Source organism: Phenylobacterium deserti (assembly GCF_003254705.1).
Classification (GTDB): domain Bacteria; phylum Pseudomonadota; class Alphaproteobacteria; order Caulobacterales; family Caulobacteraceae; genus Phenylobacterium; species Phenylobacterium deserti.
In genome coordinates this window covers 1,185,034-1,199,267 of the sequence record NZ_QFYR01000001.1, presented here as the reverse complement: position 1 = coordinate 1,199,267, position 14,234 = coordinate 1,185,034, and the positions used below count along the sequence as shown (strand labels likewise).

Here is a 14,234-nt window from a genome sequence, read left to right as displayed (position 1 = left end):
CGCGGGGCTGGGTTCGCGGGCGACCCAAGAACGTCGTTGTAGCGGCGTCCGTCATAGTTGCTCGGCGGAGGCCCGAGGGGACGCGGGCGGGACTGCGATGGCTTGGATGCGCACCCCATGGCGCTTCCTCCGCGCCTTTAGCCCGCTTGTTTATCAGTTTCGTGACAGTCGTCCGTTCACGGACAACTGTCAGCCGCCCTCACGCCGCGGACGCAGCGGGGGAAACCCGGACGAAGAAGCGTCGTGCGCCTAGAGAAGACGGCTGCGCATGGCCTGCGAAAGCAGGTCGATCAGCGACACCGCCACGACGATCACCACCACGATGGCGGCGAGCTCGCCGTACTGGAAGCCGTTCAGGCTTTCGAACAGCACCTGGCCGATGCCGCCAGCCCCGATCAGGCCCAGAACGGTGGCCGAGCGCGAGTTCGATTCGAACCGGTACAGCGCGTAGGAGGTCCACAGGGGCGCGACCTGCGGGATGACGCCCCAGACCACTTCCTGCAGCTTGGTGGCGCCGGTGGCGCGCACGCCCTCCACAGGACCCTTGTCGATGGACTCGACAGCTTCGGAGAAGAGCTTGGCCAGAACGCCGCCCGTGTTGATGGCCAGCGCCAGGACGCCGGCGAACGGGCCAAGGCCCACGGCCACGATGAACAGGGTGCCGATCACCAGGTCGGGGATCGAGCGCAGCAGGTTCATCAGCAGGCGCATCGGCTGCTGAAGCCACACCGGCGAGACGTTGCGTGAACAGGCCAGACCGAAGGGTACGGCGAGCACCACCGCCAGGGCGGTGCCCCAAAGGGCGATCTGGATCGTCAGCCACATCTGCTGGACGTAGATGCGCCAGTGGGTGAAGTCCGGCTTCAGAAGCTCGGCGCCGTACTGGCGCATGTTCTCCGAATTGGCGAACAGGCGGCCGAGGTTCGACATCTCGACGGGCTTGAAGCTGATCAGCAGCAGCAGGATCACGCCGCCCCAGACCAGAAGGTCGGGCGCGCGTTGGGCCATGGTGCGCTGCGGGGCCGACGGGACCCCGGGGCTCGGATCGGCGAGGCTCATCAGACGTCCGGATTGACCGCGCGGCGCTGGGCGGCGGCGGCGTGGATCTTGTCGAACTCTTCCTGGGCGGCCTTGATGCGGGCGGCGTCGCCGCTGCGGCGCGCTTCGGCCAGGGTCTGGGAGGACTCCATCTCGCGGATGGGATCCAGGTAGCTGTCATCCGCCGGCTTAAAGCCGCCGTACTCCAGGTCCTTCAGCACCTTGCGCTGACGTTCGGCTTCAGGCCCTTCGCCCGTGCCGTAGGTCAGGAAGAACTGACGGAGCTTCTCCTTGACCGCCGGGTCGAGATCCTTGCGGGCGACGATGGAGGATTCCGGGATCGGCGGGGAGCGCCAGATCACTTCCACCTTCTCGGCGATCGCGGGGTTTTCCTTGGCCGCGAACACCAGGCCCACGGTGTTGTTGGTCGCTACGTCCAACACACCGTTGGCGACGGAGAACACATTGGCCTGGTGGCTGGCCGAGCGGACGGCCTTGAAGCACTTGGCCGGTTCGATGTTCCGGGGCGTGAACAGATAGGCCATGGGCGCCAGGGTGCCGGTGGTCGACTTGGCGTCGCCCAGGCCGAACGAGAACCGCCGGTCGCACTTCACCACGTCTTCGAGCGTGATGTTGCTGCCTTTGCGGGCGATCAGCACCGACTGGTAGGAACCCTCGCCGGTGGCGTCGACTACGCGGCCCAGCACCTCGCCGTCGGCGCGGCGCACGGCTTCCAGCGCCGGCAGGGCCGAGAACCAGCCCACCTGCACCTGGTTGAAGCGCATGGCCTCGATCAGGCTGGTGTAGTTGGTGGCGAAGTAGGGCTTCACCTTCACGCCGATCTGCTTGGACATGTCGTCCAGCAGCGGCTGCCACAGCGGGCCCATGTTCTGTTGGCTTTCCGCCGACAGGATGGAGAAGGTCAGTTCCTTGGGCGCGTCCCCGCTTTGGGACGGCTTGTCGCTGCAGCCGGAAAGGGCGCCCGCGGACATCAGGACGGCGGCGAGGCCGAAGCCCGCCAGCAGGCGGCGACGGATCATTGCGGAGCTCCTTCCCAGAAGACGTCTTCGAATTCGGGGCCGTAGATTTCGATCAGCTTGGGACGGTCCAGGCCCGTGGCCGGACCGTCGTAGACCATCTTGCCGCCCTTCAGGGCGACCACGCGGTCGCAGTAGCGCAGGGCGTAGTCCACCTGATGGAGGGTGACGACCACGGTCAGCCCGTCCTTGGCGTTCAACTCGCGCAGGATGTCCATCACGCGGCGGGCGGACACGGGATCGAGACTGGCTACCGGCTCGTCCGCCAGGATCACCTTGGCCTTCTGCACGAGCGCGCGGGCGATGGCGCCGCGCTGCTGCTGGCCGCCGGACAGGGTGTTGGCGCGCTGGGCGGCGTAGTCGGACACGCCGACCCGTTGCAGGGCCGCCATGGCGGCCTGCCGGGTCTCGGCCGGCCAGCGGCCGAACAGGCCGCGCGCGCGATCGATGCGGCCGAGGGAGCCCAGGGCCACGTTGGTGAAGAGGCTGAGCCGACCCACGAGGTTGAACTGCTGGAAGATCATGCCGATGCGGGTGCGCGCCTCACGCACCTTGCCGCTGATCCGGCCATTCTCCTGCACCGGCGCACCGAAGGCCTCGATACGGCCAGCGCCGCCGTCGATGGTCTGGAGGGCGCTGATGGAGCGAAGCAGAGTCGACTTGCCCGAGCCCGACGGGCCGATCAGGGCGATCATCTCGCCCTTGGCCACATCGAGGGACACCGAATCCAGGGCTCGGCGCGAGCCAAAACTCTTTGAGACGTTCCGTATGGACAGAACGGCGGCGTCAGACATGGAAGTCGGAAAGTCCCCGTGAGCACGCGCAAGCGGGCGCAACCGCCTGGATCGCCGCCTCTTGCGATGGCTTCATGGCACGCCGGGGATGCGCAGGTCCAGCCGACTCCGTCGGCGCGGAGCGGCCGCGCGGTCGCACCGCTCGCCTTTAAGGCAAGCCCAGCAGCGTTGCCGCCACCTGGACGTGCGACCCGCCGGAGAGAGAGGCGAATTTTTGCCTTGGACGCAGAGCGTTGCGCAAGCACCGGCTGCGATTCCTTGCCGCAGCGGGCAGCTTCACCCCGGAAGCCTGACGCTCGTCGACGCAAACCGGTCAAGCGCCGCCCCTCGCGCCATTCACCAGCGCAGCCTGTGGAAGCGCCGCGGCAGGTTAAGCACAATTCGTTCTTTACATCGGGTCGGGATGACCCTATCTGCCCGCCTTCCGGCGGACCCGATGTCCTAACAAGCGCTGCTAACGCCGGTCTGGGTTCAACAATCCGTTGGGGGTTGCGTGAGGTGCAGACGTACCATACGCCCCTGGACCTGGTCCGCGAGCGGTCCCCGGAACGTCCTGTCGCCTTTGCGCGACCGGACTCCGTGGCCGTAGCGGCGCGCTGGTTCCAGGATAATTTCAAAGGCGACGTCTTCTACGCTGTGAAGGCAAACCCTTCGCCGTGGGTCATCGAGACCCTCGCGAAGCACGGCGTGGCGTCCTTCGATGTGGCTTCGGTCCCCGAGATCGAGCTGGTGGCTAAGTACGCGCCGGGTTCGCGTATGGCCTTCATGCATCCGGTGAAGAGCCGTGCGGCTATCCGCGCGGCCTACTTCGACCATGGCGTGAAGGCCTTCGCCCTCGACACGCACGAAGAGCTCCAGAAGATCCTCGACTCCACCGATGGTGCGCGCGACCTGACGCTGATCGTCCGCCTGGGCGTTCAGGCGGAGGGTGCGTCCTACTCGCTGTCGGGCAAGTTCGGCGTGGACCTGCACGAGGCTCCGTCCCTGCTGCTGGCCGCCCGCCGGGCGACCGAAGGCAAGATGGGCGTCTCCTTTCACGTGGGCAGCCAATGCATGCGGCCGACCGCCTACCAGGCGGCCATGGCCCAGGCTTCGCGCGCCATCGTGCGCGCCGGCGTCATGGTGGACATCGTGGACGTGGGCGGCGGCTTCCCGTCCGTCTACCCGGGCATGGTGCCGCCGGACATGGCGGATTACCTCGACTCCATCGACCGCGGCTTCGCGGACATGATGGTTCACGAGGACACCGAGCTGTGGTGCGAGCCGGGTCGGGCTCTGGTGGCGGAAGCCTCCTCGATCCTGACCAAGGTCGAGCTGCGCAAGGGTGACGCGCTGTACCTCAACGACGGCAGCTACGGCTCGCTGTTCGATGCGGCGCACGTGAAGTGGCCATTCCCGGTGAAGCTGTATCGCGGCGAAGGCGGCGAGGCGGTGGAAGTGGAAGGCAACCTGCGGCCCTTTCGTTTCTACGGTCCGACCTGCGACAGCCTCGACCACATGCCGGGTCCGTTCTGGCTGCCGGAAGACATTCGCGAAGGCGACTATGTCGAGATCGGCATGCTGGGCGCCTACGGGATCGCCATGAACACGCGCTTCAACGGCTTCGGCGACGCCGAAACTGTCGCAGTTGAAGATGCGCCGATGGCCTCCATGTACGGGCTCGCACGGCGGTCCATCCCGCTGCGCAAGTCGGAGGTGCAGAACGTCGTGAAACTGACGCGTGCGCGCAGCAAGAAGCGGCGGAAGAAGTAGCACTTCCCAAGGTTTGAGTTCAGACGCGGCCGGTCGCTCCGTCCCGGTCGCGTCTTTCCTATGGACGGGCGATCACCCTCAGAAGGGAACTTCCGACGATGAACGCTCCCGTTCAGAACACCAATCGCAAGGCCGAACTGCTGGCCAACACCGTCGAGCACGTGGCGATCGACCAGTACGACGCCCGTCCGATCATCGACTCCATGCGCAAGATGAGCTTCACGAGCCGCGACACGGCGCGTGCGGCGGACATCTGGCAGATGTCGCTCGAGGACAAGGAATGCTCGACTTGGCTGACGCTGGCGGGCTCCACCTCGGCCGGCGGCTGCATGCACATCTACCGTGACATGCTGAAGTACGGGATGATCGACGTGGTGGTCGCCACCGGCGCCTCGATCGTCGACATGGACTTCTTCGAAGCGCTTGGCTTCAAGCACTACCAGGCCCAGTCCAACGTCGACGACCGCGACCTGCGCGACCTCTATATCGACCGCATCTACGACACCTACATCGACGAGGAAGAGCTCCAGGCGTGCGACGCCACGATCTACGACCTCTGCGAGATGCTGGAGCCGCGCCCCTATTCCAGCCGTGAGTTCATCTACGAGATGGGCAAGTGGCTGGCGGCGGGCAACGCCAAAAAGCCGGGTTCGCTGGTCGAGACCGCCTATCATGAAGGCGTGCCGATCTTCTGCCCGGCCTTTGTGGACAGCTCCGCGGGCTTCGGTCTCGTGAAGCACCAGGTCGAGCGGATGAAGGCGGGCAAGCCGTACCTGACCATCGACGCCGTGGCCGACTTCCGGGAGCTGACGATGATCAAGCTCGAGGCCGGCGCCACGGGCCTGTTCATGGTCGGCGGCGGCGTGCCGAAGAACTTCGCCCAGGACACCGTGGTGTGCGCCGAAATCCTCGGCCACGAAGTCGCTATGCACAAGTACGCGGTGCAGATCACCGTGGCCGACGTGCGTGACGGCGCGTGCTCGTCCTCGACCCTCAAGGAGGCCTGCTCCTGGGGCAAGGTGGACGTGACCTGGGAACAGATGGTCTTCGCCGAAGCCACCACCGTGGTTCCGCTGATCGCTTCCAACGCCTGGCACCTGGGCGCCTGGAAGACCCGCGAGAAGCCGCGCTGGAACAAGCTGTTCGAAAAGGCCGCCTAAGCGCCCTTCTCGCACTGAACCGAACGGCCGGGGAGCGATCCCCGGCCGTTTTTTCATGGCTTCAGCGGCTCGAGCTTGCGGGCCGCTCGCTTGCTGGGCGTCCGCACCCGGTCCGGGCCCAGAGCGCCGCCGCCGGTCCCGGTGTAGGGCTCGCCGTCGTAGTCGGGCGCTTCGTAAGGCTGAGTCAGGGGCGCAGCGTTCCTGTAGCGGCGATCGGCGTCCATCCCGCTGGCGACCCGGTCGAGGCGGGCGCGCATGGCGCTGTCCAGTCCGGCGCCGGGCGCGGCCGCGCCGGCGGGGGCGTCACGGCGCAGCATCCTCTGGTCGCAAGCTTCTCGTTCCGCGTCGCTGAGCGTCCAGCGCCGGGTGCAGCCGACCGCGGCCCGCAGCACATTGCGCACGTCCGGCGAGCCCTCAGGCGCAACAGGAGCGGAGGGCGCGGAAGGCGGAGCTGGCGAGGACGCGGTGTCGGCGATGCGAGGAGCCACGGAGGATGGGCTTGCCGCCACGCGCACGCGGGCTGGTGGCAGGCGATCGGCCGGCGTGGACCGAGGACTCGTCGGCGCCGATCTCGGCAGCAGCACGACCGCCATCGGCGGCGCAACATCGGCCTCTTGCGTGTGGGTTCGGGTGAGGTGCCGCGTCAGGGCGCCGATCAGCACCGCATGGGCCGCGAGGGAGACGCCCGCCACCGCATAGGTCCGCATCGTCCGCCGCATTGCGCCTCCGCCCTGCACCCGAAGAACGCGGGTATGGAGGCGCTTTCAAGGCATGGCCTCAGGCGAGTTCGGGCTCCAGCTGGCCCACGAAGGGCATGACAACGTCCATTGCGCGCCGGACGTAGAGGTCCTTCTCACCGACCGGCGCGACGTAGTGCAAAGCCGCCTCCGCAGCCGCAGCCCCTGCTCCGCGCGCGATCATCCAGGCCGCCAAGTACTGAGAAGCGAGGCAGCCGCCTGCGCTGGCCACGTTGTCGTGCGCGACGAATGGAGCGTCGAGCACCTTGACCCCGGCTTCGATCACCCAGGGCTTGGTGGTGAGGTCCGTACAGGCCGGCAGCTCGCCGATCAGGCCGAGCTTTGCCAGCAGCAGCACGCCCGAGCATTGCGCCCCGATCAGCTGTCGGGAGGGATCGAGCTGGATCTGGTCCAGCAGATCGCGATCCTGTGCGATTTGGCGCGTGCGGATCCCGCTGCCGACGATCACGGCGTCGGCCTGAGCCGCGAACGAAAGGGGCTTTTGGCGCGCAAGGGTCACGCCGTTCATCGAGGTGACCTGCTCGCTGGGCGCGGTGATCCAGGCGTTCCAGCCCTGCGGCTTCAGGCGGTTGAGGATGGCCGCTGCGACCAGCGAGTCCAGCTCATTGAACCCGTCAAAGGTCAGGACAGCGATCTGCATGGCGGTCTCCGCGAGCCGCCGGCGCGGCCCCGTTTCAGTAGCCCATATACCGTCCAGGCCGGTGATAAGCGATCATCACCAGAGAAAGGGCGACAGCGCTGAGGATCGAGAGGCCAAGCCGGTCCAGCGGCAGGATGAAGAAGGCGGCCCCGACGATCAGGACGTCGGCGCAGACCTGCACCTTGCCGGCGCTGATGCCGCGCTTTTCCTGCATCCAGAGCGCCAGCACCCCCACGCCGCCGACGCTGGAGCGGTGGCGGGCCAGGGCCAGGATCCCCATGCCGATGATGGTGCCGCCGAACAGGGCGGCGAACACGGGATCGACACCGGCGAAGGTCACCCACTGAGGGATCATCAGCGAAAGGCCGGCGAGCAGGCTGTTGGTGACCAGGGTGCGCGCGGTGAACACCGGCCCAAGCGCCCGCCAGGCCAGCAGGTAGAAGGGCACGTTGAGCGCGAAGAAGGTGGGCCCGACCGGGAGGCCGGTCAGATAGGAAACGATCAGCGCGGCGCCCGCGACGCCTCCGGTGACCAGCCCCGCGGCCTTGAGCATGACGATGCCGAAGGCGCAGAAGCTCGCGCCGATCAGAATGGCGTGGACGTCTTCGGCGGGTGTGTGACGCGGACCTTGGCTCATGGCCGGCGCCAGCTAGGGCGTCTCGCGCTGCAATGCAACATGAGAGCGCCGATCCCGCCCTTCAAGAAGCACGGAAGGGTGCTTAGCGCTCCAACGGCGGGCGAACGATGGCGAGCAAACCGCCCTGCGGGGCATTGGCGAAGAACAGGTCGCCTCCGAACCGGCGAAGCAGCCGCGCGGCCGTCGGGATGCCGAGACCGAACCCTGCCGTGTCGCGCGCCCGGGCGTAGTCGGCGCGGAAAAACGGCTCGAAGATGTGCGCCAGGTCAGCCTCGCTCATGCCCGGCCCCTCGTCACGGATGTGGATCTCCGGCCCGGCGGCGCGGTCGCGCAGGCTGATATGGACCTGACCGCCGTAGCGGACGCCATTCTCCAGGAGGCGGCGTAGGGCCTCCTCCAGCGCGGATCGGTGAACCGAGGCCGCAAGGCTCTCCGGTCCGTCGTACGTCGCCGCAGCGCCCCAACGGTCCGCGACCGAGCGGATCAGGGCCGGAAGGTCGACGATCTCCACTGCGCTGGGCTGGTGCTGCGCGCGCAGATAGGCGCTGAGGGAGTTCAGCATGCCGTCCAGCTCGCGCACGTTGGCTTCGATCATCTCGCGCGAGTCCGCCGGCTCCACGAAATCGGCGGCGAGCTGGAGGCGGGCGAGCGGGGTGCGCAGGTCGTGGCTGACCGCTTCCATGGCGCGCGCCTGATCCTCGATGAGACCAGCGATGCGGTCCTGCATGTCGTTGAACGCGCGGCCAAGTTCGCGCAGCTCGGCGGAGCCCTCCACCGCCACGGCCACGCGGCCGCGGTGTCCGATCTCGGCCGCAGCATCGGTCAGCCGCCGGAGCGGGCGGCCCAGCTGGCGCAGCACGAAGAACGAAAAGCCCAGGCAAAGGACGGCGAAAAGCACTGTGGTGAGGCCGACCCGCAAAGCGAGAGGCCAGACCTTGGCGTCGTCACGCGACCGGAAGCTCAGCCATGTGCGTTCGTCCAGGCGCATCACGCCCAGCAGATCGATGTGACCCGTACGGTCCGGGCGGGTCCAGAGAGATAGCTGAGCGTGCTCCAGCGTGGGCTCCCAGCGGACCATCGCCTGGCGAATGGCGTTGGCGGCGCTGTCGGTCTCGTCGGGCAGCCGAGGCGGGGCATGCAGCACCCGCGCTTCCAGGTAGCTGGTGGTCATCAGTTGGCCGACGTCTGCCGGGCCGCCTTCGGCGTGCACGCGCCGGCTCACCACCAGCAGCTCCGCTACACGGCGGGCGTGATCCTCGCGCAGGGCCTCGCGGTCGATCAGGGCATAGAAGGACAGGCTGGCTGCGAGCTGTAGGGCAAGGATCGCGGCCACTACCAGCATGGACCGGCCGATCAGGCCCATGGGCCGGCTAGCCTGGACCCGGTTACGAGGAGACGGCCGCGCACGCAGCACGGCCGTCGCAGGGCCTTGTCTCAGCTCTTCCTCCCGTCGTCCGGCCCAGTACCGGGCGCGAGGCGGGGCCCTCGCGCCCGGTCCGGGCTCTTGTCGCTAGTGGGCGCCGACCACCTCGAGCCGATCGCGGATCGGACCGCTAGCCTGCAGCTCCACCTGGCCGCCGCCCCTGCGGCGACCCTTCAGCCATTCGGTAAGCACTTCAGCACAGGTGTGGTCCAAAGCCGAGAGCCGTTCCAGGTTCAGGCGCACCATGCCCTTCGGCGGGGTGGCTTCCAGCACCTTGGCGATGCGGGGCAGTTGCACGAAGGTCGCGGCGCCCTCGAGGCTGACTTCCCGCGTCTCCTCGCCCAGGTCCTTGTCGCGGATCCGCAGGCGCAGACGCCGGAGGTGCGGCACGAGCTCCAGCACCGTCAGGGCCAGGCCGACCAGCACGCCCGTCAGCAGGTCCGTCGCCACCACGGTGACGAAGGTCACGGCCCAGATCGCCATCGGCAGGGCGCCATAGCGTTGGAACAGGTGCTTGGCGTGCTGCAGGCTGACAAGGCGCCAGCCGGTGACCACCAGCACGCCGGCGAGGGCGGCGCTGGGGATCTGCCGCAGGACGAACGGCAGAAGAGCGACAAAGCCGAGGATCCACACGCCGTGCAGAATGGCGGACAGGCGGCTTTGAGCGCCGGCCTGAACGTTGGCCGAGCTGCGCACGATCACGCCGGTCATCGGCAGAGAGCCAGCGAGACCGCACAGCAGATTGCCGACGCCCTGCGCAAACAGCTCCTTGTCATACTTCGTCCGGGGTCCGGAGTGCATCCGGTCCACAGCCGCCGCCGACAGAAGCGTCTCCGCCGAGGCGATGAAGGCGATCGCCAGCGCCGTGATCAGGATCGCGGGGCTCGCGAGGCGAGCCAGATCGCTGGCCTGCGGCGGCGCGATGGCGGCGACGATGGACTCCGGGATGGCGATGCGCTGGACGTCCAGCCCGAGAGCCGCAGCCAGCAGGGTGCCCGCCACGACCCCAAGCAGGGCGCCGGGAAGGAGCTTCAGCTTCGCGGGACGCAGCTTTTCCCACAGCAGCATCGCGCCGATCGTCACGACGCCGACCAGGAACGTCTGCTCCGCACGACCGATGTCCAACGGGCTGAGGCTCAGGAACGCGCCAGGGATCGCCATGAGGTTCTGCAAGCCGTTCGGCCGCGGCCCGTCGCCGAAGAGAACGTGGATCTGCCCGACCACGATCAGGAGGCCGATGCCCGCCAGCATGCCGTGAACCACGGCAGGCGAGATGGCTCGGAACCATTGGCCGAGGCGAAGCACGCCTGCCAGCAATTGGATGATGCCCGCCACCACCAGGATCGGGCCAAGCATGGCGAGGCCGTAGCGCTGCACCACCTCGAACACGATCACGGCTAGGCCCGCGGCCGGCCCGCTGACTTGCAGGGGAGACCCGGCCAAGGCGCCGACGACGATGCCGCCGATGATCCCGGTGATCAGGCCCTTTTCGGCCGGAACGCCGGAGGCGACAGCGATGCCCATGCACAGGGGGATCGCCACCAGGAAGACCACGACCGAGGCGGTGAGGTCACGGACGAAGCCGCCGGAGGCGCGCGCCTCGCCGGCAGCTTCTGAGGAGGCGGGGACGGCGGTCATTCTGCGGCGATCCGGAACTGGTCCGCGGCGGCCAGACGAGGCGCGGCGGGCACGGCCACCGGGAGGCTTGCACCTTCCGTGACCTGGACAAAGCGGCCGGTTTCACCGTCGAGAGCCAGGATGTTGCCCGTCTCGATCTCGAAGAACCAGCCGTGCAGCGTCAGTTCACCCCGGGCCATGGCCGAAGCCACCGACGGGTGGGTGCGCAGGTGCTGGATCTGAACGACGACGTTCTCCAGCGCGGTGGCGCGGGCCGCGGCCTTCTCGTCCAGGCCGTGGTAGGCCGAGCAGACCACGCTGTGCGCGGCGTGGGCGTGACGCAGCCAGGCGGCCACGTTCGGCATCTTCTCGAGAGCCGCCGGATTGCTGAAGGCTTTCATGGCGCCGCAGTCCGAGTGGCCGCAAACCACGATGTCACGAACACCCAGAGCCACCACGGCGTATTCCACCGCCGACGAGACGCCGCCGTTGGCTTGGCTGAACGGCGGGACGATGTTGCCGGCGTTGCGACAGACGAACAGGTCGCCCGGCGCGGCCTGGGTGATCTGTTCAGGGACGACCCGGCTGTCGGCGCATGAGATCATCAGCGCGCGAGGGTTTTGACCGTCGCTCGCCAGCCGTTTGTAAAGAGCGCTTTGCGACGGGAAGACCTGGTCGCGGAATAGCGTTGCGCGTTCGAGTACGTGTTCCAAGGCAACCTCCGTCTGGGGGATGCGACAGCGGCCTCAGGACGACCTCCAGGACCGACAAGGGGGTGGCCTGAAGGGCGGGGGAATTCGGCCGCTGTCGCATGTCAGTTGTCGGGGTCGCGGTTTGCTGCACCGCACCAGCTGTGTGACAAACTGTGTCTGAGGCCGTTTTCCGCGCGGCAAGCGCTAGCGGTTCAGCGGCAGCGTGAGGGCGGCCCGCAAACCCCCTTGTGGGCGGTTCGACAAGGTGAGCCGGCCGCCTTCCCGCTCAGCGACGTCCCGAACGATGGAGAGCCCAAGGCCAAGGCCTGTGGTGTTGCGAGCCCGCGCGGCGTCCAGTCGGTGGAAAGCCTCGGTCACGCGGCTGAGCTGCTCCTCCGGGATGCCTGGACCGTCATCCTCGACGGCGATGGTCAACTCCCCAGGCCCTGCTTCCAGCCGGACATCCGCTCGGCCGGCATAGATGATGGCGTTCTGGATCAGGTTATCGAGCGCTCGCTTGATTGCAGTGGGTCGCACTGTCGCCAGCAGGTGATCGGGTCCTGCGTAGGTGGCCAGGTCGCCGGCGTCCTCAGCCGCGTCGACGAGGGTCAGGCAGATGGCCGCCACATCGGTGAGCCGCGCAGCTTCGCTTTCGTGCCGGCCGCTCAGATAGGCGAGCAGCGAGTCCAGCATCTCGCTCATCTCGTCGAGATCCTGCTCGAGCGCCGCCCGGGTGCCTACGTCCTTGACCATGCCCGCTCGCAGGCGCAGCCGCGCAAGGGGCGTGCGCAGGTCGTGACTCACCGCGGCCAGCGCCTGCATGCGAGTGGCGAGAAGCTCGCTGATCCGCCGCTGCATGGTGTTGAACGCCCGAGCCACGTGCCGAAGGTCGCCCGCGCCTTCCTCCGGCACGTCGACCTGGCGACCCTCCCCGATTGCTTCCGCCGCGTGGGCGAGCGTGCGCAGCGGCGCGCCCATGCTGCGCAGGAGCAAGGCGGCGGTGCCCAGCACCCCGGCGCACAGGATGGCTGCCGAAGTCAGGCCGCCGACCACCACCGCCCAGAAACTGGTGCGCAGGTCTGAGGCGACCGCGACCCAAGTGCCGTCGCTCAGCCGCGCCGCCGCCACAATGCGGGTCTTGCCGAGGACGCCGGAGGACTTCGCCAGTCCCACCCGCAGGCCGCTGCTGGCCAGGGCCGGCTCCCATCCCGCCATGCTGTTCCGAAGCCGCGCCGAGAAGCGGTTCTGCGGGTCCGGCGGAAGGGAGGGTAGCCCTTTCCACACCACTTGGACCTTGCCCGCGCCGAGCGTGGAGGCGAGGGCGGAGCGGTTTTCCATAGGAGCCGTGTCGAGCACGCGCACGGCCGTGACGAGTTGCTCGGCCATGCGGTGAGCCTGCTCGGTCCGGGATGCGTGGATCTCGACTCGCTCGTACAGGATCGAGCTGCCCAGGAACTCGATCAACACGGCGCACATCAGCACCAGGGTGGCGCGTCCGATCAGCCCCTGCGGCAGAAGGTGTAGGCGCTTCAAATCCGCTCGACCGGCAGGGCGAACATGTAGCCGACGCCGCGCACGGTGCGGATAATCGCGCCCTTGTCGTCGCTACGGCTGAGCTTGCGCCGGAGCCGGCTGACCAGCACGTCGATGCTCCGGTCGGACGCATCGGCGATGCGCGCCCGTGACAGCTCAAGCAGACGCTCGCGGCCGATCACCCGCTGCGGCTGGCTGACAAAGGCGAGCAGCAGATCGAACTCGGCGCCGGACAGTTCCACCGCCGCGCCCTCGGGCGACAGGAGCTCCCGCCGAGCCGGGTCCAGCGTCCATCCACCGAATGCCAGTTCGCCGCGGGCCACATCGGTGCGCCGCACCGAGCCGGTCGCCCGGCGCAGGGTGGCGCGGATGCGAGCGATCAGCTCCCGCGCGCTGAAGGGCTTCGGTACATAGTCGTCGGCCCCGAGCTCAAGTCCGAGGAACCGGTCAGCCTCGTCGCCACGGGCGCTGAGCATGATCACCGGCACGTCGCTGGTGCGCCGCACGGCCCGGCAGAGGTCAAAGCCGTTGGTTCCGGGGAGCATGACGTCGAGGAGGATCAGGTCCACGCCTTCGGCCTGGAGGCAGCGCGCCATTTCCGGGCCAGACCCCGCGCCGATCGGCCGATAGCCGTTCTCCCGAAGGGTGCGCATCAGCAAGGTGCGCAGCGCAGCGTCATCTTCCACCACGAGCACCGTGGGCGATCCGGGCTCGGCGAAATCAAGCTCTAGGTCGAACATACCGCCCCTTGTACGCATCCGCGGCCGAGCCTGGCCGTTTATCTAGGCCTTCGGCGGTGGCTCGCAAGGTGGCGCCATCGCCGAAGCGGGATCAGCCCCCCCTGCCCGGGCGCCGGTTCCGCCGATTTAGCTCCCGCTCAAGCCTGCCGGGCGCAAGCCGCGCGGACCGTAGAGCGGACCGCCGGCTGGGCAGCGGCCGCGTGACCTGGCCGGTGAAAAGAGTGCCTGAGCTCCCCCTTGTTCACCTGAACATCCTTTACGCTAGCCCATCGCCGACAACCGCTGCAGCGTCGTGCAGGCAACCCGTGTCGGCATGACGAACCACCACCTAGCCGTTGCGAGCCACGGCTTCGGGTGTGGAACAGGCCTGAGCCGATTGGCCTTGCGAACGCGGGCTTGCAACAGTCGTCATA

General features: G+C 68.0%; 13 protein-coding genes. 2 read left to right on the top strand and 11 right to left on the bottom strand.

Going from position 1 to position 14,234, the window contains the following annotated elements:
- Positions 1–249: 249 nt before the first annotated feature.
- The 3 genes from phnE to phnC are packed head-to-tail and all read right to left on the bottom strand — an operon-like array spanning position 250 to position 2,869.
- Positions 250–1,059: a phosphonate ABC transporter, permease protein PhnE gene (phnE, locus tag DJ018_RS06005; RefSeq protein ID WP_111513943.1), complete on the bottom strand. Its 810-nt coding sequence runs from the start codon at positions 1,057–1,059 to the stop codon at positions 250–252.
- Positions 1,059–2,078: a phosphate/phosphite/phosphonate ABC transporter substrate-binding protein gene (phnD, locus tag DJ018_RS06000; RefSeq protein ID WP_111513942.1), complete on the bottom strand. Its 1,020-nt coding sequence runs from the start codon at positions 2,076–2,078 to the stop codon at positions 1,059–1,061. The genes phnE and phnD overlap by 1 nt, the downstream gene beginning before the upstream one ends.
- Positions 2,075–2,869: a phosphonate ABC transporter ATP-binding protein gene (phnC, locus tag DJ018_RS05995; RefSeq protein ID WP_111513941.1), complete on the bottom strand. Its 795-nt coding sequence runs from the start codon at positions 2,867–2,869 to the stop codon at positions 2,075–2,077. Before phnC ends, phnD begins: the two co-directional genes overlap by 4 nt.
- A 498-nt stretch (positions 2,870–3,367) precedes the next feature.
- Here phnC and DJ018_RS05990 point away from each other — a divergent pair, with 498 nt between their 5' ends.
- Positions 3,368–4,621 (top strand): type III PLP-dependent enzyme, encoded by a 1,254-nt coding sequence (locus DJ018_RS05990; RefSeq protein ID WP_111514694.1) that lies wholly within the window; start codon positions 3,368–3,370, stop codon positions 4,619–4,621.
- Between the two features lie 98 nt (positions 4,622–4,719).
- The gene (locus DJ018_RS05985) at positions 4,720–5,781 is read left to right on the top strand and encodes a 1,9-bis(guanidino)-5-aza-nonane synthase (RefSeq protein WP_111513940.1); all 1,062 of its coding nucleotides are present in this window, start codon (positions 4,720–4,722) and stop codon (positions 5,779–5,781) included.
- Positions 5,782–5,834: 53 nt separating this feature from the next.
- On the opposite strand, the gene DJ018_RS05980 is transcribed toward DJ018_RS05985, so the two are convergent.
- The 8 genes from DJ018_RS05980 to DJ018_RS05945 all read right to left on the bottom strand — a co-directional run bounded on the left by DJ018_RS05980 (position 5,835) and on the right by DJ018_RS05945 (position 13,821).
- Positions 5,835–6,500, bottom strand: coding sequence for a hypothetical protein (locus DJ018_RS05980; protein WP_111513939.1), 666 nt, complete (start codon positions 6,498–6,500; stop codon positions 5,835–5,837).
- 58 nt (positions 6,501–6,558) lie between these two features.
- The gene (locus DJ018_RS05975) at positions 6,559–7,179 is read right to left on the bottom strand and encodes a DJ-1/PfpI family protein (RefSeq protein ID WP_111513938.1); all 621 of its coding nucleotides are present in this window, start codon (positions 7,177–7,179) and stop codon (positions 6,559–6,561) included.
- A 34-nt stretch (positions 7,180–7,213) separates the two neighbouring features.
- Positions 7,214–7,816 carry a YitT family protein gene (locus DJ018_RS05970; protein ID WP_111513937.1) on the bottom strand — a complete coding sequence of 201 codons (603 nt, stop codon included), beginning with the start codon at positions 7,814–7,816 and terminating at the stop codon, positions 7,214–7,216.
- Positions 7,817–7,898: 82 nt separating this feature from the next.
- Complete coding sequence (locus DJ018_RS05965) at positions 7,899–9,179, bottom strand: ATP-binding protein (protein ID WP_111513936.1); 1,281 nt, start codon at positions 9,177–9,179, stop codon at positions 7,899–7,901.
- Positions 9,180–9,326: 147 nt separating this feature from the next.
- Positions 9,327–10,877 carry a SulP family inorganic anion transporter gene (locus DJ018_RS05960; RefSeq protein WP_111513935.1) on the bottom strand — a complete coding sequence of 517 codons (1,551 nt, stop codon included), beginning with the start codon at positions 10,875–10,877 and terminating at the stop codon, positions 9,327–9,329.
- Complete coding sequence (locus tag DJ018_RS05955; RefSeq protein ID WP_276309811.1) at positions 10,874–11,461, bottom strand: carbonic anhydrase; 588 nt, start codon at positions 11,459–11,461, stop codon at positions 10,874–10,876. The genes DJ018_RS05960 and DJ018_RS05955 overlap by 4 nt, the downstream gene beginning before the upstream one ends.
- A 291-nt stretch (positions 11,462–11,752) precedes the next feature.
- On the bottom strand, positions 11,753–13,081 hold the full coding sequence (locus tag DJ018_RS05950) for an ATP-binding protein (RefSeq protein WP_111513933.1): 1,329 nt from the start codon (positions 13,079–13,081) through the stop codon (positions 11,753–11,755).
- The gene (locus DJ018_RS05945) at positions 13,078–13,821 is read right to left on the bottom strand and encodes a response regulator (protein WP_111513932.1); all 744 of its coding nucleotides are present in this window, start codon (positions 13,819–13,821) and stop codon (positions 13,078–13,080) included. Before DJ018_RS05945 ends, DJ018_RS05950 begins: the two co-directional genes overlap by 4 nt.
- Between the last annotated feature and the right edge of the window lie 413 nt (positions 13,822–14,234).